17 protein-coding genes and 1 pseudogene are annotated in these 19754 nt (G+C 53.7%); 12 read left to right on the top strand and 6 right to left on the bottom strand.

Features of this window, described 5'->3' with window-relative positions; translation table 11 throughout:
- The first annotated feature begins 41 nt into the window (after positions 1-41).
- Entirely contained in the window at positions 42-1157 is a 1116-nt protein-coding gene (locus tag ACQ86N_RS31730) for a DNA topoisomerase IB (RefSeq protein WP_431210535.1), read from the top strand.
- Between the two features lie 13 nt (positions 1158-1170).
- Here ACQ86N_RS31730 and ACQ86N_RS31725 read toward each other — a convergent pair.
- A pseudogene (locus ACQ86N_RS31725) lies at positions 1171-2303 on the bottom strand (AI-2E family transporter).
- A gap of 72 nt (positions 2304-2375) precedes the next feature.
- On the bottom strand, positions 2376-2522 hold the full coding sequence (locus ACQ86N_RS31720) for a lmo0937 family membrane protein (protein ID WP_431210534.1): 147 nt from the start codon (positions 2520-2522) through the stop codon (positions 2376-2378).
- A gap of 169 nt (positions 2523-2691) precedes the next feature.
- Here ACQ86N_RS31720 and ACQ86N_RS31715 point away from each other — a divergent pair, with 169 nt between their 5' ends.
- The gene (locus ACQ86N_RS31715) at positions 2692-3606 is read left to right on the top strand and encodes a YihY/virulence factor BrkB family protein (RefSeq protein WP_431210533.1); all 915 of its coding nucleotides are present in this window, start codon (positions 2692-2694) and stop codon (positions 3604-3606) included.
- Between the two features lie 124 nt (positions 3607-3730).
- On the opposite strand, the gene ACQ86N_RS31710 is transcribed toward ACQ86N_RS31715, so the two are convergent.
- Positions 3731-4396 (bottom strand): Ku protein, encoded by a 666-nt coding sequence (locus tag ACQ86N_RS31710; protein ID WP_431210532.1) that lies wholly within the window; start codon positions 4394-4396, stop codon positions 3731-3733.
- 81 nt (positions 4397-4477) lie between these two features.
- Between ACQ86N_RS31710 and ACQ86N_RS31705 the strand changes: the two genes are divergently transcribed.
- The gene (locus tag ACQ86N_RS31705) at positions 4478-5134 is read left to right on the top strand and encodes a porin family protein (RefSeq protein WP_431210531.1); all 657 of its coding nucleotides are present in this window, start codon (positions 4478-4480) and stop codon (positions 5132-5134) included.
- Between the two features lie 55 nt (positions 5135-5189).
- On the opposite strand, the gene ACQ86N_RS31700 is transcribed toward ACQ86N_RS31705, so the two are convergent.
- Both ACQ86N_RS31700 and ACQ86N_RS31695 read right to left on the bottom strand, forming a co-directional pair.
- Complete coding sequence (locus tag ACQ86N_RS31700) at positions 5190-5846, bottom strand: hypothetical protein (protein WP_431210530.1); 657 nt, start codon at positions 5844-5846, stop codon at positions 5190-5192.
- Positions 5803-6615 (bottom strand): hypothetical protein, encoded by an 813-nt coding sequence (locus tag ACQ86N_RS31695; RefSeq protein WP_431210529.1) that lies wholly within the window; start codon positions 6613-6615, stop codon positions 5803-5805. Before ACQ86N_RS31695 ends, ACQ86N_RS31700 begins: the two co-directional genes overlap by 44 nt.
- 339 nt (positions 6616-6954) lie before the next feature.
- Between ACQ86N_RS31695 and ACQ86N_RS31690 the strand changes: the two genes are divergently transcribed.
- The 9 genes from ACQ86N_RS31690 (at position 6955) to ACQ86N_RS31650 (ending at position 17146) form a co-directional block, all read left to right on the top strand.
- Positions 6955-7359: a hypothetical protein gene (locus ACQ86N_RS31690; RefSeq protein WP_431210528.1), complete on the top strand. Its 405-nt coding sequence runs from the start codon at positions 6955-6957 to the stop codon at positions 7357-7359.
- On the top strand, positions 7356-9791 hold the full coding sequence (locus tag ACQ86N_RS31685; protein ID WP_431210527.1) for a hypothetical protein: 2436 nt from the start codon (positions 7356-7358) through the stop codon (positions 9789-9791). Before ACQ86N_RS31690 ends, ACQ86N_RS31685 begins: the two co-directional genes overlap by 4 nt.
- Positions 9792-9865: 74 nt before the next feature.
- On the top strand, positions 9866-10633 hold the full coding sequence (locus ACQ86N_RS31680) for a translocation/assembly module TamB domain-containing protein (protein WP_431210526.1): 768 nt from the start codon (positions 9866-9868) through the stop codon (positions 10631-10633).
- Between the two features lie 7 nt (positions 10634-10640).
- Positions 10641-11834, top strand: a complete 1194-nt coding sequence (locus tag ACQ86N_RS31675) for a translocation/assembly module TamB domain-containing protein (RefSeq protein WP_431210525.1) — start codon at positions 10641-10643, stop codon at positions 11832-11834.
- A gap of 11 nt (positions 11835-11845) precedes the next feature.
- Complete coding sequence (locus ACQ86N_RS31670; RefSeq protein WP_431210524.1) at positions 11846-13756, top strand: POTRA domain-containing protein; 1911 nt, start codon at positions 11846-11848, stop codon at positions 13754-13756.
- A gap of 1 nt (position 13757) precedes the next feature.
- Positions 13758-14174: a BamA/TamA family outer membrane protein gene (locus tag ACQ86N_RS31665; RefSeq protein WP_431217680.1), complete on the top strand. Its 417-nt coding sequence runs from the start codon at positions 13758-13760 to the stop codon at positions 14172-14174.
- Positions 14175-14493: 319 nt separating this feature from the next.
- Positions 14494-15018 carry a PA2169 family four-helix-bundle protein gene (locus ACQ86N_RS31660; protein ID WP_431210523.1) on the top strand — a complete coding sequence of 175 codons (525 nt, stop codon included), beginning with the start codon at positions 14494-14496 and terminating at the stop codon, positions 15016-15018.
- Positions 15019-15809: 791 nt separating this feature from the next.
- Positions 15810-16088, top strand: coding sequence for a hypothetical protein (locus ACQ86N_RS31655; RefSeq protein WP_431210522.1), 279 nt, complete (start codon positions 15810-15812; stop codon positions 16086-16088).
- 449 nt (positions 16089-16537) lie between these two features.
- Positions 16538-17146 carry a DUF4142 domain-containing protein gene (locus ACQ86N_RS31650; RefSeq protein WP_431210521.1) on the top strand — a complete coding sequence of 203 codons (609 nt, stop codon included), beginning with the start codon at positions 16538-16540 and terminating at the stop codon, positions 17144-17146.
- 116 nt (positions 17147-17262) lie between these two features.
- Here ACQ86N_RS31650 and ACQ86N_RS31645 read toward each other — a convergent pair whose 3' ends face one another.
- On the bottom strand, positions 17263-19644 hold the full coding sequence (locus ACQ86N_RS31645) for an ABC transporter permease (RefSeq protein WP_431210520.1): 2382 nt from the start codon (positions 19642-19644) through the stop codon (positions 17263-17265).
- Positions 19645-19754: the final 110 nt, after the last annotated feature.

Below are 19754 nucleotides of genomic sequence, written 5' to 3'. Positions count from 1 at the left end.
ATGGCTTTTAGTTAGAGTCCTTTTTTTAAAAATGAAGGAGTATGAATACGGGTATGGTATTGTCTCATAAGGCGTTGCTGCAGGTGGATCGCGACTATGAGAAGGCGGCTTCCGTTGTGCATCTGAGGTATGTCAGCGATAGCGGACCGGGGATCGGCCGGGTTAAGAGGGGAAAGGGGTATTGCTATCTTCTGGACGGCAAACCTGTCAAAGATGTGGAGGAACTGGGGCGGATCAAAAGCCTGGCGATACCTCCCTCGTGGACCAGTGTCTGGATCTGTCCTGCTGCTAACGGACATATTCAGGCTACGGGGCTGGACCTGAGGGGGCGGAAGCAGTACCGGTATCATGCGAAGTGGAATAGTTTGCGGACGGAGACGAAGTTTCACCGGCTGTATGAATTTGGAAAAGCCCTGCCGTTGCTACGGAAGAAGATAGATGCCGACATGCGGCAGAAGGAAGTGAACCAGGACGGGCAGAAGGAAGGGAGCGGGGACAGACAGCAGGCGTTGAGCAGGGACAGGGTTCTGGCGACGGTGCTTAGTCTGATGGAGCGGACCTATATCCGGGTGGGGAACAATGAGTATGAGAAGGCCAACGGGTCCTATGGTCTTACGACGTTAAAGAATAAGCATGTGGCGATCAGCGGGGACAGACTGGTGTTCTCTTTTCCGGGAAAGAAGGGCGTGCGTCATGATATCACACTGCGCAACAAGCGGCTGGCCCGTGCAGTGAGTCTGTGTAAGGAGATACCGGGGGCGGAACTTTTTCAGTATTATGCGGAGGACGGGACCAGGCATGGGATCGACTCGGGCATGGTCAACCAGTATATCAAGGACGCGACGGGGATGGATTTTACGGCGAAGGATTTCCGCACCTGGGCCGGAAGCCTGCACGCGTTGCGGGCTTTTGCTGAGCTGGGAGAGGCCTGCAGCGAGGCGGAGTGTAAGAAGAATGTGGTGGCGGTGTTCGATGCCGTGAGCAGGGAGTTGGGGAATACGAGGGCGGTCTGTAAGAAATATTATGTTCACCCCGGGCTGGTTCAGTTGTATGAGGAGAACAAGCTCAATAAGTATTTGTCCGATGCCGGGGGGACGGAAGAAGAAGTGTTGATGAAGATACTGCAGAAGTATATCCGCGTCAGTCCATTGGGGTAACGGAGTAGGTTGGTCAGTCCGTTGGGGTGATCGCGTTGCCGCCGTTGTTGCGGCTTTTTAGCTTCGTATAAAGAATGGAGTGTCGCTTGAAGTGGTATTTCTGGGGTTTGCCCAGGAGAAAACCTACTGCCTTGAAGCCGGGAAGTGTGTCGAAGATGATCTTGCAGATGGCGGTGACGGGCAGGGCGAGGATGAGGCCCGCGAGGCCCCAGAGCTTGCCGAACAGCAGCAGGGCGAAGACGGCGACGAGGGGATTGATGCTGACCTTGGAGCCGACCACATAAGGGGTAATGAGGTTGCCTTCGAGGATGTGTACGAAGAGGAATACGGCGAAGACGCCGACGGCATACCAGTAGGAATCTTTTGTGACGAGGGCGACGATGACGGGGAGGGCGGAGCCAATGAGGATGCCGATATAGGGAATGATGACCAGGAGGCCGCCGAGGAAGCCGAAGAAGAGGGGGATTCGATGCCGAGGATCCAGAGGCCGACCGAGTTGAGTGTACCGATGATACAAATGACTTTAAGCAGGCCGAGGAGGTAGTTCTGGATGACCTCGTAGATCTTTTGCAGGGTCTCGTCGATCAAAGATTTTTCGGATGATGCGAACACTTTGTAGAAAAATTCGAGGAAGAAGACCCGGAGGTACAGGAGGAAAAAACTGAACAGGAGGATGAGCACGAAGTTCGTGAGCAGGTTGCTCGTAAAGGTCATGGTCGAAGAGAAGTAGGTGCTGCTGTTGTCCAGCAATTTACCCAGTTGTTGGTGGATATGGTCAGCCTGAGCGGATTTCTCGATGTGGTAGCGTTGGGCGATGAAAGATTCGGCTTTGTCGCTGAGGTCGGAGATGCGCCGGATGAACTGGGGGGCCTGTTCGACGAGGTGTATGAGTTGTGTCACGACGACGCCGAGGAAGATCGCAGTCACGACGCCGGCTACGAGAATGGAGGTGAAAGCCGCGAGTCCCTTATGACATCCCCATTTTTCGAGGCGGAAGCAGATGGGGAAGAGCATGGAAGAAAAGATCAGGGAGAAAAGCAGGGGTACGATGACGTCGGCTGCCCATGAAAGGATGACAAAGCAGATGACCAGGATGATCAGGATCGAGGCGATGCGTAGCGGCGAGGCGAATTTGAGTTGGTCCAAGGTATATTCACAGATTTTATAAATGGAAAAGCCGGCCGGCCATTGGCGACCGGCTTTTGCTTAGGCACTTGCTCAGGCTCGCCTTATGATACCGAGTACCAGGGAGATGATCGCCAGTACGATCAGTACGTGGATGAGGCCACCTACGCTGTAAACAAATACGCCTAATAGCCATCCTATGATGAGTATTACCGCAATCAGATAAAGGAGTCCGCTCATAAAAAATGATTTTAAGTAAGTAAGGAATTTGATGTCTGTCCGTGGGTAGTATTGAAAAATGCTTGCCAATTTTTTAGGCGGCTGAAAATGGCTTCGGGGGCCGTTTTTGGGGAATAAAGTCTACATTTGGCCGCGAGTGTCTGGTCTCAATCTTGCTAATTCTTAGTGCATGAAGAAGAAGTTCAAAATCGGGTCGGTCTGGACTGCCATAAAGAAGGGGGCGATCGACTTCAATAACGACAACGGATTCAAGCTGGCGGCGTCTCTGTCGTATTCGATGGTCTTTGCGATGGGGCCGCTGGTCATCCTCGTTATCTCGCTGGTTGGGATCTTTTGGGGACATGATGCGGTGCAGGGGAGGGTATACGAGCAGATCAAAGGGATGGTGGGGAGTGCGGCTGCGTCGCAGATACAGGAGATCATCAAATATACGCTGCGGTCGAGGCATACGGTGGCAGGGGCGGTGTTCGGTGGGATCGTGCTGGTGATCGGCGCCACGGGGGTATTCACGGAGATACAGAGTTCGATCAACTATATGTGGTCGGTACAGGCCAAGCCGAAGAAGGGATGGCTGAAGCTGATCGTCAACCGGCTGATGTCTTTTTCCCTGATCGTCGGGTTTGGGTTCATTTCGATGGTATCACTGCTGGTCAATTCGCTGATGGATCTGCTGAGCGCGTGGCTGCAGCATTATTTCTCTCAGTTCACGGTCCTGTTCTTTTACTGGGTGAATCTGGCGCTTGTGCTGGCGGTATTCGTCCTTCTGTTCATGATCATTTTCCGGGTGCTCCCGGATGCGACGATCCGGTGGAAGGATGCCTTTATCGGGGCGGTATTTACTGCGTTGTTCTTTATGCTGGGGAAGGCGGGTATCGGGCTGTATCTCGGCCATTCCAATATAGGTCTGATGTATGGGGCTGCGGCGTCGATCATCGTTATACTGACCTGGGTATATTATTCCAGCATTATCCTTTATTTCGGGGCGGAGTTTACCAAGGCCTATGCGATGGAGCATGGGTATGGGATACGGCCGTCGTCGCAGGCCGTGTTTATCCTGAAAAAAGAGTCGAGAGAGCTGATATGAAAAAAGAGTCCGGGGACCGGCCTAGCTGGCCTTGCGTCCCTTGAGGCTGGCTTTCGGCTGGGACAACAGGTCTTCGCTCTGCCGGTGTACGACCTTGAGTTTGGGTTCGGCGATCTTCTTTCCTTTAGCCTTTGCTTTTATTAATTTGAGCAGTTCGTCGGTATAGGTGTCCTTGTATTTGGCGATGTCGAAGGGGCCGGAGAGCTGGTTGATGAGTTCGACGGCCATTTTCATTTCGGCGGGTTTGGGGTTGCCGGCGGGGACGTTGAGTTCGTCGGTGCCGCGGATCTCCTCGGGCCCAGCGGATTCGGCAGAGGACGAGGATATTCTCCATCGGCTTGATCAGGCAGAGGCCTTCCTTGTTGCGGAGGACGAAGCTGCCAAAGCCGACCTTGCCGGTCTTGTGGAGCGCTTCACGGAGAAGGGCATATGCTTTTGCCCCTGACTTGTCCGGTTCGAGGTAGTAGGGGGTCTCGTAGTAGATGCTGTCGATCTTTGTCTCTTCCACGAATTCGTTGATCTCGATGATCTTCGATTTTTCGGGGCTCGCCTTGGCGAAGTCTTCGTCGGTGAGGATGACGTACTGGTCGTTGAGCTTGTAGCCCTTGATGATGTTCTCCCATGCGACTTCCTTGCCGGTCTTTTCGTTGACGCGCTTGAAGCGGATGTTGGAATGGTCTTTTTTGTCGAGCATGTCGAGGTCAAGTTCGCTGCCTTGTACGGCGCTGTACATTTTGATGGGGATATTCACCAGGCCAAAGCCGATAGCCCCGGTCCAAATCGATCTCATAGTTTCCTTTTTTTATTGGTTTAGTAATTGTTATGCCAGGCACAACAATTGAATATTTTACAGGGAACTAAATAATCTTTTATGAAAAGACAATTTGTAGTTTTCATTGTGGGAGGGTTGCTGCTCGCGTCGACGGCGGCCCGTGCGCAGGAGCAGCAGACAACGACCGAGAGCAGTCTAAAGGCAAAGTTCGGGATAAAAGGCGGACTGAACCTGACAAATCTTTATGTCGCCGACGTGTCCACCGAGCATATGAAGGCCGGTTTCAACGCCGGGGTTTTTGCCAAATTGCCGGTGACCAGGGGTTTTTCCATCCAGCCTGAGCTGCTGTATAGCCTGAAGGGGGCGAAGGAGGATTATAACAATTTCGCGCAGGGTAGCGGCGAATACAGATTCAATCTGGGTTATATGGAATTGCCGCTGCTGGCTGTTGTGAACATCGCTCCTAATTTCAGTATTCACGCCGGTGGTTATGCGGCATATCTGGTGAATGCGAATATCAAGAATGTAAATGATCAGGGAACCGTGGTTGGTGCTACCGAGCTGAGTACGGGCGATTTTAACCGCTGGGATTTCGGTCTTGCCGGCGGCGCCGCTTTCGATATCGAGAATTTCACTATTGGCGCGAGGTATAATTATGGTCTTTCGCATATTGGCAAGGACGACAATCTGACCGGTGCGCTGACGAAGAATTCGAAGAATGCGGGGTTTAATTTCTATGTGGGGTTTGGATTTTAAGACATGATATTTTTGAGAAAGAGAAACCCCGCTGTCGCGGGGTTTTTTTATTGAGTCAGTTCCAGAGGCCTCGCACCTGAGCGACGGGTATGTTCATGAGTTCACGGTATTTGGCGACGGTTCGCCGGGCAATATTGTATCCTTTTTCCGCGAGAATAGCGACGAGCTGGCGGTCCGTGTATGGTGCTTTCTTGTCTTCGGTCTGTATGACCTCACCAATGATATTTTGGATGACCTTGTTGCTGATGTTGGTGCCTTCCTGGTTAACGATACCTTCGGTGAAGAGGTCCTTCAGCAGGACGGTCCCGAAGGGTGTCTCCGCATATTTGTTGCAGGTAAGGCGGGAGACGGTGGAGATATCTACTTTTACCTTGTCGGCGATGTCCTTTAGTTTCATCGGCTTGAGCATAAGGATATCGCCGTATTTAAAGTAGTCGAACTGCATATCCACGATGGCCTGCATGATCTTGAGCATGTTAGATTCCCGCTGCTGAATGGCGTTGATGAACCACTGGGCAGAGGACAACTTGCTGCGAAGGTATTGTTTGGTCGACCGGTCGGCGGTGGCGTTCTGTGCGGTCTGCTGTACCATTTCCATCCAGGACTGGCTGATATGCAGGTTAGCACTGCGTTGGCGGTAGAGGGCCAGTTCGAGGGTGTCGCCCTGGTCAAGGATCACGAAGTCGGGGAGGATGGAGGGGTTGGCCTGCATGGCGCTGGTCTCCGGGTTGAAGGGCCGGGTCCGGAGATGGGCCGAGGAGTTCGAGGACGATGCGGATCTCGTCTTCTTCGAGGCCCAGCTGTTTGCGGAGTTTGTCCAGATTGCAGCTGCGGAGGTCCTGGAAATGGTTGCCGAGGAGGGTGATGGCCATTTTGACGTCCGGTCTTTTTGTATTCATCCTGCTCAGCTGGAGGAGCATGTACTCCTGGAGGCTGCGGCAGCCGGCGCCTACGGGCTCGAGTTCGCGGATCAGATGGAGGGCGTTTTCGAGTTCGTCGGTCTCTATCCAGACCTTCCGTTTGAAGGACAGCTCTGAGGCCAGTTCTTCGAGGTCCTGTTCGAGGAAGCCGTTTTCGTTGATGGAGTCGATCAGGAAGTCGTACAGGTAGTATTTATCCTCGGGGACGTCGAGAAACCGGCATTGCTTTTTCAATTCTTCCCGAAAGTCGGGAACTTCGGCAATCGGTTTTTCCGGGACCTTTTCGGTGTTGATATAATTGTTGTACTCCGTCTTGTAGTCGGGGATGTCGTCGTAGCAATACTCCTCGTAACCCTGAAAGTCCTGGACAGCGTCTTTGGAGAACTTGTCGCCGAGGGCGTCGTCGCCGGAGCCCAGTTCTTCGAGGGCTGGGTTCTCGCTGAGTTCGTCCTGTATCCGTTGTTCCAGTTCAAGGGTATTCAGATGGAAGAGATTTAGCAATTCGATCTGTTGAGGCAGAATGGTGTGTTGCTGTTTTTGCGTTTGTACTTGCTTCAGCATGATACCCTGGTTTTAGAAATTGTAGTGGAAAGACGACAAATGAGGGACCAAAAGCTAAGTTGCTGGCTTCAAGGCGCAAAGCGCGGGCCGCGGTCAGGCGCCTGGGGAAAATCAGATACGGTCTTGTAGAAAAAAGGTTACAAATCAATTGACTGACAACGGATTCTAAAAGGATCCACCTAGCTTGAGCAAGTGTGGCTTTTGTGGTCTGTATTTTGCCAGGTTCCGGTATTAGCCTATCTTAAATATTATTCAGAATTACTATCTATGGGTACACGCCAAACCGCAAGTCCGAGGTCACTGCCCCGCCGGTTGGCGAGAATTGTTGGGAAAACCCTGTTGACGATCATTATAGTTGTGGTCATCGTGTTGCTGCTGGTGCAGACGCCGTGGGTCCAGAATATTGTTCGGGCGAAGGCGGAGACTTATCTGTCCCGGAAGCTGAATACGGCTGTGCGGATCGGCGGGCTAAGGATCAACTTTCTGCATTCGGTGACGCTGAGGGATGTGTTTGTCGGGGATCGCCGGCAGGATACGCTGTTGTCGGCGGGGCTGATCGATGTCAACCTTTATGTGCTGGGGCTTTTGCATAATAATCTTGATATCAAGCGGGTGGAGTTGGGGGATATAACGATGAAGATCCGCCGGGAGCTGCCGGATACCGCCTTTAATTTCCAGTTCATTGTGGATGCTTTTGTTGGGGGAGTTCTGCCCCGAAGGACACTGCGGCTTCGGCGCCGATGAAGATGGCGTTGCATGATCTGGTGATGAACCGGATCAGGATGGTTTATAAGGATACGGTTACGGGGAATGATGTGGAGGTGTTTTTGGGGCATAATGAGACGAAGCTGGATACATTGGATGTTGCCGGAGGGAGATATGGGGTGCCTTCTATTGAGGTGAGTGGATTGAGGGGGAGGGTTATTCAGGGGAGGCCGCTGACGCGGCCTGCGGCATCTTCGATTCCCGAGCCCCGCGAAGGGAACGGACGAGAAGGAGCGAGGGACGACGCTCCGACGAAGTCCTCGTCTGCGCCGCCTTTGTTGTTGAGATTAGGGAGGATTGGTGTGAAGGATAGTTATTTGGAGTATGGTAGTGGCGAGATGCGGGCGGAGGTGAAGGTTGGGGAATTGGCGGCGCAGGTGAAGAGGGTGGATCTGGAGAAAATGGGGTTTGAGGTGAGCAGGATAGAGGCGGATAGTACGGACTTACGCTATGACGACAATAGCCAGAAGAAGCAGAAGAGGGGAATGGACTATGCGCATCTGGCCGTGAAGGGGCTGGGGTTGAGTGCGGACAATTTCTCCTATAGCGCCGATTCGATCAGCGGGCATATCAGCAGAGGGGAGTTCAGCGAGCAGTCGGGTTTCCGGTTGGATCAGCTGCAGACGCGCTTCTTTTATTCGGACCGGAGAGTTTGGCTGAAGGACCTGCTGGTGCGGACGCCGGGGAGTTTACTACAGCGCGCCGCGGCGATGGAGTATGACTCGGTGATGGGGATCGTGAAGCATCCTGCGCGGACCAGGCTGGATGTCGACCTGGTGAACAGTAAAGTGCAGGTTCGGGATATACTGTATTTCGCGCCTTTTCTGGCATCACAACCGGCTTTTGCCAATCCCAGTGCGGTTTGGAATATCGATGCCCGGACTACGGGGACGCTGGATGTGCTGAATATACAGCGACTTCGGTTCAGCGGGATCCGGGACCTGCGGCTGGATGTTACCGGGAAATTGTTGCATCCGATGGATACGAGCAGGATCAGCGCCGACCTGAACATCCGTCAGCTGTCGGGCAGCCGGGATGCATTGGTGGGGTTGTTGCCCAAGGGGGTGTTGCCGGCGAATATCGAGGTCCCGTCGCGATTTGACCTGCGCGGGAAGGTGGCGGGGAACATGGAGGGGTTTCAGACCGATATGGTGCTGAATACTTCTTCGGGTATGGTGCGGCTGAAGGGGTATATGCGGCAGTTCAGGTCCGCCAGCAATGCGAGCTATGATCTTGTTCTGGACACGAAGGGGTTGAATTTGGGGAAAATTCTGAAAGACAGTGTGTATGGGGCTGCTACCGCGCATTTTACCGTGAAGGGTAAAGGATATGATCAGCATACGGCGAATGCCGTGTTTAGCGGGAGAGTGCATTCGGCTGTATACAGGGGTTACGCTTATGAAGGGGCTGCGATCGACGGGAGTCTGGCGGATCAGCACGCCGAGCTGAAGTCTTCGATCAATTCCACAGCGGTGCATTTTGAGCTGGAAGGGTCCGCGGACCTTTCGCGGAAGTGGCCGGCGCTAAAGCTGGACTGGCAGGTCGATACGGTGGATATGTTCGCCCTTCATCTTCTAAAAGATACGATGGCATTCAGGGGGCATGTCCACGCGGACTTTGCGGATATCAACCCGGATTCGCTGCAGGGGGATCTGAAGTTATATGGGGTAGGGGTGACCCGTGGCGTCCAGCATTTGTCGACGGATACGGTCTCGCTGGTGGCGAGTAGAGACAATGACATTCAAAATATTGTTTTACGGTCGGAGGCGGCGGATATCAATTGGAAAGGCAAATACAGGCTGACGGAGACGGGTGTGGCGCTGCAGCATGTGATCAACCGGTACTACCGTCTCAATGGATACAAGGATACTTCGTTTGCGGCGCAGGACTGGACGATGACGATGCATTTTCGACCTTCGCCGCTGGTGCTGGCGCTGATGCCTTCTTTAAAGAATACCGATAGCCTTGGGGGAATAATGGTCTTTAACAGCGACAGGGACGATCTGCGCCTCGATCTGCGTACGCCGCGGGTCGTTGTGGGCGGGCAGCGGTTTCACAATGTCGGCGTGCATGTGGCGACGGCAGACGGACAGCTGAATTATGCGATTGGGATGACGGACGGGAATGGCAGCGGGCTCGAGTTCTACCGGACCTCGCTGGGAGGGTATCTGAAGGACAATCACCTGGTGAGTTCGCTGGTACTGAGGGACAGGAAGGACAAGGAACGGTACCGGCTGTCGGGGCAGCTGGACAAGCTGGATGACGGGCTGAAGTTCGTGCTCAATCCGGATAGTCTGGTGCTGAACTATGATCGCTGGCAGGTGAACACCGCGAATTATTTTTATATGACTCCGCGGGTATTGTCATTCATGAGCTGGGTATTTCGAATAAGAGAGATTCGCTGTCTGTAAACAGTAACCCGGCGTCTCCGAACTCGCCTATCGATGTACGATTTGCGAATTTCCGGCTGGGGACGCTGACGCGGATGGCGAATCAGGATTCGTTGCTGCTGGACGGGACGCTGAACGGCCATGCGGTGGTGAAGGATGTGATGAGCAATCCTGTGTTTACGGCGGATCTTGTCATTGCGGGGTTTTCGTACCGGGCGGATACGGTGGGGGATATCGCGGTAAAGGTAAATAATGAAAAAGCGAATGCGTTCTCTGCGGATATAGCCCTGACGGGGAATAAGAACGACGTAAAGATACAGGGGGAATATTATACGGGTGAGGGGAGGATGGATTTAAAGGTCCTGCTGAACCAACTGAATCTGGCGAGTCTGAACGGGCCTGCTGCGGGCCAGGTGCAGGGGATGCGGGGATTTCTGAAGGGGCAGCTGGCTTTGTCGGGGACGCTGGACAAGCCGCTGTTGCGCGGCAATCTGAATTTTGACAGTGCGAGGCTGACGCCGGTGATCAGCGGGGAGCCGCTCGTGCTGTCGAATGACCGGATAGAGTTTGACGAGGACGGATTTAACTTCAGCAAGTTCCGGATGTCGGATTCGGCGGGGAACAAGCTGACGATCGACGGTAACGTGTTTACTAAGGACTACCGTAAGTATGGGTTCGATATGTCGCTGAACGCGGCGAATTTCCGGCTGGTGAATGCGCCTGAGTCGGGCAACCAGGAATTCTATGGCAAATTGAATATCGATGCGGCGATCAATCTGCAGGGGGATATGGTTTCGCCGAAGGTGGATGGCGACCTGCGGGTGAACAGGCAGACCGATTTCTTTTGTGTTGCCGGGGAGTGATCCGGAGGTGGTGGACAGACAGGGAGTGGTACGATTTGTCAATGCGCGTGGAGATTCGCTGGTGGATAAGTCAAAATTGGTGCATGTAAAGCATGCCGTTACGGGGGTGGACCTGAGTATGAATATATCGACGGACAGCAGTGCCGTATTTACGATGGTGGTGGATGAGCGGACGGGGGATCAGCTGACGGCGAGGGGGAGGTCAAATTTAGTTTTTGGCATGGACAAGAGCGGGAAGATGACCCTTACGGGGAGCTATGAGGTCGAGAGCGGTGCGTACAATCTTTCGCTGCAGGCGCTGAAGCGGAAGTTCGCTATTGTTCGGGGGAGTACCATCACGTGGACGGGAGATCCGTATTCGGCGACTATCGATCTGAACGCTACCTATACGGCGAACACGCCTTCCATCGATCTGATCGCGAACGAGATCGCCGGGCGGAGTCAGACGGATATCAACAAGTTCAAGCAGAAGCTGCCTTTTCTGGTCACGCTGAAGATGGAGGGCGAGCTGCTGAAGCCGAAGATCACGTTTGACATTACGCTGCCGACAAATTATTTATCGTTGTGGCCGGACGTGGACCAGAAGCTGCAGCAGATAAGGACGCAGGAGTCGGAGCTGGACAAGCAGGTGTTCGCGTTGTTGCTGTTGAACAGATTTGTCGGGGAGGACCCACTGCAGAGCCAGGCGGGAGGGGGAAGCACGCTGGGCAATATGGCTTTCCAGAGCGCGAGCCAGATACTGACCAATCAGCTGAACCAGCTGGCGGCGAGTTTGATCAAGGGCGTCGATATTAATTTTGACCTGAACAATCAGCAGGATTATAGTACGGGGACGGAGCAGGACTATACCGAACTGAATGTTTCGGTAAGCAAGCGGCTGTTCAGCGACCGGATACAGGTCAGCGTGGGCAGTAATTTCGACGTGCAGGGAACGGGGGCAGCGGGGCAGAGTGCGTCAAATATTGCGGGGGATGTGGCGGTGGACTACAAGCTGACCAAGGATGGCAGGTATATGGTGCGGGCCTACCGGAAGAACCAGTATGAGGCCGTCATCGAGGGGCAGGTGGTGGAAACGGGGGTAAGTTTCATACTGACCTTCGACTATAATCGTCTGAGGGAGTTGTTCGGAAAGACCCGGGACGAGAAATTGCAGGAAAGGACAATCAGTAAACCAGCAAAAAGCGCGGCATCAAAACAATGAAAATGAAAGGAATGAAACTATGGGTTGCCGGGTTGTGTCTAATGTTGTGTTTGTCGGCCTGTCACGAATCCAAATATTTGAGTGCGGGGCAGACCCTATATACCGGTAATGTGGTGAAGATAGAGTCGTCGGTCCCGATGAAGAAGAAAGAGAAGAAGGGGCTGAAAGATGAGCTGGGCGATCTGCTGCGGCCGAAGCTGAACGGCAAGTTCCTTGGCTTCCGGCTTAAGCTGTGGATCTACAATATTGCGGGCACGCCGAAGAAGGACAAGGGGTTCAAGCACTGGCTGAAGTATAAGGTGGGAGAGGCGCCGGTGCTGGCTTCGGAGTCGCTGATCAAGAAGAATGCGGACGTGCTGCAGAACCATCTGGAGAACAAGGGCTGGTTTCACGATACCGTGGTCACGGATACGAAGGTAAAGGACAAGCATCTGACGGCGACGTATACTGCGCAGATAGGGCCGCGCTATGTTATCCGGAACGTTAGTTTTCCGACGGATTCTACGGATCTGCTCGGGAGGACGATCGACAGTGTATGGAAGGGGGCGTTTGCCCGCAAGAGGCGTCGTCGTCCAAATGATACGCTTCGTCGGCGGTCGCTGCTGAAGCCGGGCGACTTTTATGACCTGGCGGTGATCCGGCAGGAGCGGGAGCGGATCGACGGGCGGCTGAAGAACCGCGGTTTCTTTTTCTTCAATCCGGATGATATTATCGTGAATGCGGATACTACGGTGGGGGGCCATAAGGTCGACCTGCGTCTGGATCTGAAGGACGAGACGCCGGATGCTGCTTTTAATGCTTATCATATCGGGCGTGTGGTGGTGTTTGCGAATTACGATATCCGGTCGGATACAAGCCTGAAACGGGCATATACGACACCGGAGGGATACCGTATCATCGACACGGCGCATTTTCTGCGGTCGCTGGTGTTCCAGAAGACGCTGGTGTTCAAGCCGGGTGATCTGTACAAGCGGGACGATCACAATCTTTCGCTGAGCAGGCTGGTGAGTCTGGGTGTGTTCAAGTTCGTAAAAGCCCGGTTCCAGCCGGCGTCGGAGGCGGATACGAATAGTGTGCTGGATGCCTATTACTATCTGACGCCTGGCGCGAAGAAGTCGATCCGGTTCGAGGCGTCGGGGTTGACGCGTTCGGACAATACGACGGGTACGGAGTTGTCGCTGTCGTGGCGTCACCGGAATTTTTTCCGGGGGGCGGAGTTGTTTACGGCGAGTATTTACGGCGGGCTGGAGGAGCAGTTCATCGGGCTGGGGCAGAAAGTGAGTACGAAGAGGGCGGGGGTGGACCTGAATTTGTATGTGCCGAGGATCATTTCGCCGTTCGACCTGAATACGAGTTCAGCTTTTGTGCCGAAGACGAGGATCAATATGGCGTATGATATTTTCGACCGGAGTTCGGAGTATACGCTGCGGTCGGCAAGGGGAAGTTTTGGGTATATTTTTAAGAACCGGCTGAATTCGGAGAATCAGCTGACGATACTGGGCATCAATTATGTCCGGCCGACACACATCGATCCGTTGTATCAGAAGCGTCTGGATTCGAATATTATGCTGGCGCGGGCGATCGAGAAGCAGTTCATCATCGGGCCTTCCTACAATTTCAACTATAATTCGCAGACGCGGGCGAACAGGCGGCTGAACAATTATTATTTCAACGGGACGGTGGATCTGTCGAACAATCTGATAGGTCTGGTGTCGGGGGCGAATGCGGAGAAGGGGAAGGTTCGGGAGCTGTTCAATGTGCCGCTGGCGCAGTTTGTCCGGCTGGAGGCGGATTTCAGGCATTATTTGCGATTGGGGCAGTATAGTCAGTTTGTTTCGCGGGTCACGGGGGGATTGGAATTGCGTATGGGAATAGTGTGGCGTTGCCTTTTATCAAGCAGTTCTTTGCGGGGGTACGAATGATATCCGGGCGTTCCGGTCGAGGGCGTTGGGGCCGGGGAGTTATTATGCGGGGAATCCGAATCAGATACCGTTGTTGCCGGATCAGCCAGGGGATATCAAGCTGGAGATGAATTTTGAGTATCGGTGTAAGTTGTTTTCGCTGGTGCGGTGGGCGGTGTTTACGGATATGGGGAATGTGTGGACGCGGAGGGCGGATAGTTCGAGGCCTGGTGCGGAGTTTACATCACATTTTTTGAATGATGTGGCTGTTGGGGTGGGGACGGGGTTGAGGTTTGATCTTTCGATCCTGGTGTTGCGGGTGGATGTGGCGGCGCCGGTGAGGTTTCCGTGGGTGGAGGGGGATAAGAAGTGGAATTTTCATGCGGTGACGGATATATCGAATATGGTGTTGAATCTGGCGATTGGGTATCCTTTTTAGTGTAGGGGTGGTGCACGCGGGGAGTGGTGGTTGAGGGGTGTGGCCGCGGTCACGCGGGGAATGAGTGGTTGAGGGGTGTGGCCGCGGTTGGCGCGGGGAATGAGTGTGGTTGACGCGGATGTGTGGCGACTTCTACAATTTGGGAAAGTTTTCCACGAAGTTTGGTAGTTGGGAAGGCGGGAAGGGACTCTGGGTGGGGGTTGGGGTTAGTATGGCATATTTTTTTAACGTCTTGCCGGCAGGGGACCCTGTTAAACGATCTGTTCCCAGAGTGCGGAGCTTTGGCGCCGGGCTTATCTGAGAATCTAAAGCGTGTGTTATGAAAGCGAATCTACCTGGGCGGGGGCCTCATTGGGGCCGTCTGCGAAAAACCTCCGGGCAGCAAAATCGGGTATTGAGTGTTCTGAACGATCTTATCCGTGTAAATATCGATCGTATAACGGCCTACGAAAAGGCTGCTCACGAGGAGATGAGTTCTGGTCCGGAGATCAGAGATGTTTTTTACCGGCTAGCGACGGATAGCAGGTCGTATGTGAATGATCTGCATGCGGAGGTGATCCGGATGGGCGGTGCGCCTGTGACGCAGTCGACGATCGCCGGCAAGTTGTATCTGCACTGGTTGAATGGTAAGGTCAATTTTGACGGGGAGACGCTGGTTAGCCGGTGTGCGGCCTGCGTACATGGGGAGGAGTTGATACAGCAGGTATACAGGCACGCGCTGGATAGCGGTGCGTTGCCCCGGAATCTGCAGGACCTGGTGGAGAGACAGCTGTGGTCGTTGGAGCGGGCGAGGGAGAGGTTGGTTAAGGTGGTAGGGGAGACTGGGGACAAGGACCGTGGTTGACGGTGGCTGGCGGCCGCGTGATGGCGGCTGGCGATAGCCCGGCGGCCAGGTGATGGTGTCGGGTTAGTGGTGTTTGAAGTACTGGATTTCCCGTTCCTGTTTGCGGGCGGCTTCTAGGGATTCGAAGGTGCCGAGGTTTTTGCGTTTGTTTGTCCGGGGGTCTATTTTTCTGGAATAGATGCGGTACTGCCCGGATTTAAGTTTACGTATCATAGTATATGTATTATAAGTGATTGAATCGTAAAGTAAACAGGACCCCGTAGAAACAGGGTCCTTGATCTTATTCTTTCAGGTTTATTGACATGGTATAGTATTAAAAAACTGTGCCAGATGGGTTTATCTCTCCTTTAGTTTGTGTAATATTTTCCTCATGCGGCGGTGGTCCTGTTAAACAGAAGAAATGATCTCTTGTTCTTTTTCACGCCACGGTTGTGCCTGATAATGAAAGATCGGGGATGAACGGGATGTGTAATTTCCGGATGGATGGGTTTGGGTAGTTGCAAGTGGTATTGAATTTGAAAAAATACTGTTAAAATAACTCCTTTATGCCGAATCCATCCGATATGAATTTTTTACAGGAAAAAATTCAGGATTTAAAGAATGCACTTTTTTTCAGCCAAAGCACTTCCCTTTCTGAGAATGGCCACCACTATCGTAACTGTCCTGAAAGTGGACGAATTGGGACAAATGTGGTTCTTTGTACCCAAGCCGCGGCAGGCGCTGTACGAGTTTGACAGGGAGTTTCCCGTCAAGCTGGAATTTTTAAAAAGGGGAGACAGTACTTCCTGCACGTGTTGGGCAAGGCGTATATCGTCGATGACCCGGAAGAGATCAACAATCTTGTCCATGATGATATCCGTGAGCTGGCGGCGAATCATCTTGTTCTGATAAAGGTGAGGATGTCGAAGGCAGATTATTTCGAGACTCCGGATCCTGCAAGGCATGCGGGCTGGTGGAGGGATCTGCTAGATCAGCTGCATTCGTGGATGTTCAATACCCGTCGTGGTTACCGGCCCTATCATCTTTCCGATACTTCTATGTCTATGTTCTCCTACCGCCCCGTAGCCTAAGCCCTTTTTATTCCTACCCGGAACCATGTTTGCCTGTCCTTCCTTTGAATTACCACCCTCCCCGTATCCTTTGTTCGTTGATGTTCCCTTGTCGGCTCGTGGGTTAGCCTATAGATTGTTGATTGTCTCGTCCTTGCCCGCGCCCGGCCTGAGGGTTTTGTTCTGACCTTGTTATAGTTGGCCCCGGATCCCCGGTGGTGTGAACCGCGTGGTTCACGCGGGGAGAGTGTTGTAAGTGGGGTGAGTTGAGATGTGGAGTGTGGAAGACCTGACGCGGGAGGTGGGATGTTGAGTATGGGTGACCCGGGAGGTGAGTTGAGGAGGGGTGACGCGGGAGGTGAGATGTTGAGTATGGGTGACCCGGGAGGTGGGATATGGAGTGGGGAGGACCCGTGGCATAGGTTTTGAGTTTTTGCTTGTAAAAGTTTTCAACTGAAAAACAGCCATTTATGAAAAATCTAGCAAAGTTTACACTGATGGGGTCTCTGGCAATCCTTTGTTTTAGCTGTGGTGGCAGCAGTTCTGATAGCACGACGCAGGCGAAGGACTCCAATAATGCGAAGATGGATAGCGCGGGAAGCGGCACGACGAATGCGACGCCGGCGATCCCTCCATCGGTCAGCAAGGGGGACCAGGATTTTGCGGTTAATACGGCCAATGCCGGTATGACCGAGATACAGGCGGGGCAGATGGCGCAGCAGAAGGGGATGGCGCAGGACGTGAAGGACTATGGGGCTATGATGGTGAAGGACCATACGGCGGCGGCCGATAAGTTGAAGATGATAGCCGCGTCCAAGAATTTGACCCTCCCAGCGACGCTGTCTTCGGATAAGCAAACCGATCTGGACGATCTTAACAAGAAACAGGGGAAAGATTTTGATAAGGCTTATATAGATATGATGATCTCTGACCACAAGAAAGTGATCAGCGCTTTTGAAGACGAGTCGAAGAACGGCTCGGACGCTGATATCCGTGGTTTTGCTGACAGCACGCTGCACGTGTTACGTCATCATCTCGACGAGGCAGAGAAATGCCACAAGATGATGAAGAAGATGTAATTGTTCAAATACCAGCACCGTGAAAACCTTTACTTATGAGGGGTGGGATATTTCCCACCCCTTTTTGGTATGTGAGCGGTCGGCCCCCGTGGATTTATGAGCGGGAATTGGGCGTTTTACTCTGTCCGGAGGCTTTCGGCGGGGTTGGCCCTGGCGGCGCGCATGGCCTGCCATCCGACGGTGAACATGGCGATCAGCGCCGCGACGATTCCTGCGGTGAGGAATACGACAATATTCAGGGATATATGATAGGCAAAGCCCTGGAGCCAGCGGCTGGTTGCGAACCAGGCCAGCGGGATGCTGATCGCGGACGCGAGAAGTACGGGTTTGATCAGGTCTTTGGATACCAGCAGCACGATCCGGGTAACGCTGGCGCCGAGAACTTTCCTTACTCCTATTTCCTTTGTGCGCTGTCCGACGCTGAAGGTGACCAGGCCAAACAGGCCGAGGCAGGCGATCAGGATGGCGAGGGCGGTGAAGGTCAGCAGGAGGCTGCCCTGTCTTCTCTCGGCGGCGTACTGCCGGGAGAAGTTGTCGTCGAGGAAATGGTATTCGAATGGGGTTGTTGCGTCCCATTTTTTATAAACCGATTCAATGTATTGTAAGCCCTGTGTGATCCGGCTGCGGTTGAGACGGACGCAGAGGTTATCTTCTTCTTTTCTTACGGGCGGCATTTGCAGCACGAGGGGTTGGATGGTATGCTGCAGGCTGTAGATGTTGAAGTCTTTTACTACACCGATGATCGTGGCGAATTGGGTCTCGCCGCCGTTGTTCGGCCATTGTACTCTTTTTCCAATTGCGTTGGCCCATCCGAGTCTGCGGGCCAGCGTTTCGTTGATAAGTATGGAATGGAACCGGTCGGTTGGCTGGGTTGCGGAGAAATTGCGGCCTGCTGCCAGCCCTATCTGGAGCGTGGGGAGGTAGTCGGCGTCGACGTAGAAGGTCTGGACCTTGACGGGTGTGGTGGTGTTTTGTTCAAAATAGAGCGCCGTGGAACCGATATCGTTGTTGCCGATGGGGTTGCCCGCGGCGGCGGCGGCCTGGACGGAGGGGTCTTTTAGCATCTGTTGTTTGAAGTCTTCGATGTGTTCGCGGACGTCCCTGTTGGAAATATGAAAGGAGAGGACCTGGTCCTTGTTGAAGCCAAGGTCTTTGTGCTGCATGTATCGTAACTGAAGATAGATGATGGCTGAGCCTGCGATCAGGAAGACGGTGACGACGAACTGGAAGGTGACCAGTGATTTGCGGAACAGGATCGTTCCGGAGAGGTCGCCCTGCTGCCCTTTGAGAGAAGGAAGAGTATGGAAGCCGGACAGGAACGCCGCGGGGTATGCGCCGCCGAGCAGGCCTGTGGCGAGTGTAAAGGTTATGAGGATCGTGATGGTTCTCATGGCGCCGAATTGCCAGAGGCTGAGTTCTTTCCCGGACAGTGTATTGAATGCGGGGGTCAGGAGGGTAGCCAGCACTGTGGCTATTGCGGCTGCGAGGAGGGTGAAGAAGACGGATTCGATAAGGAAGAGGATTGCCAGTTGCCGGCGGCCGGAGCCGATGACCTTGCGAACGCCAATTTCTTTCAGGCGGAGGGAAGACCTTGCGGTGGCCAGATTGATATAGTTGATAATGGCTATGATGAGCACCAGAAAGGCGATGGCGGAGAAGAGCCAGACGTATCGGACGTCGCCGTTGCGGGCCATTTCGTAGTCGAGGTGCGAATGCAGGTGGATGGACGTCAGGGGCTGTAGCTCCATGGCATACTGGGTACCGGGCTGCATGCGGGCTTTGAGGTGTCTGTCGTAGAATCCGGCCAGTCGGGATTGCAGGGCGGCGGGATTGGCGTCTTTTTTAAGAAGAATGTATGTATACAGATACGAGTTGAGGCTGTTGTCGGTGGGCGGGCTCAGCCAGCGGAGCGCGCTGAAGGATAGGTGCGAGTTCGCCGGCAGGTCGTGCATGACGCCGGTGACTTTGGAAGGGAGTTGGTTGTCGAGGATGATGGTTTTGTTGAGGGCGTCTTCCGCCTTGCCGAAGAGTTGTTCGGCGAGGGTTCGGGTCAGGACGATCGATCCCGGGGTGGAGAGTGCGTTTTGGGCGTCTCCGTAGAGGAAGGGGAAACCGAAGATCTTCAGCAGCGAGTTGTCCACCGCGAAGATGTCATTGCGCTGGATCTTTTTATCGCCATAGACCAGGGTGCCTCCGCCTTCGGCGTCGATGCGGGCCGCGTCCCCGATCTCCGGATAGTCATTGAGCAGGGTTGGCGCAAAAGAAGATGGCGTGATGGCCAGGTTGAAGCTGTTGCCGCCCGACTGACCGGAGTGGGTGACCCGGTAGATGCGGCTGGCGTTGGGCGGGTAACGGTCATAGCTAAGCTCGTCGGTGACGTAGAGGGCCATGAGCCAGAAGACGGCGAGGCCTGTGGCCAGTCCGATGATATTGACGGCGGAGTAAATCTTGTTCTTGCGAAGGTTGCGCCACGCGATGAGAAAATAGTTCCTGATCATGAGCTATGTGTTACCGGTTGCATGCCAATACTATAAATATATGGAATACAGCTGGTTGCGGCAAATGATCGGATCTGGGAGGTACGGTAGCGGGCAGTTTGTGTACGTTA

Source organism: Puia sp. P3 (assembly GCF_050632245.1).
GTDB lineage: Bacteria > Bacteroidota > Bacteroidia > Chitinophagales > Chitinophagaceae > Puia.
This window is presented reverse-complemented; position numbering and strand designations above follow the sequence as displayed.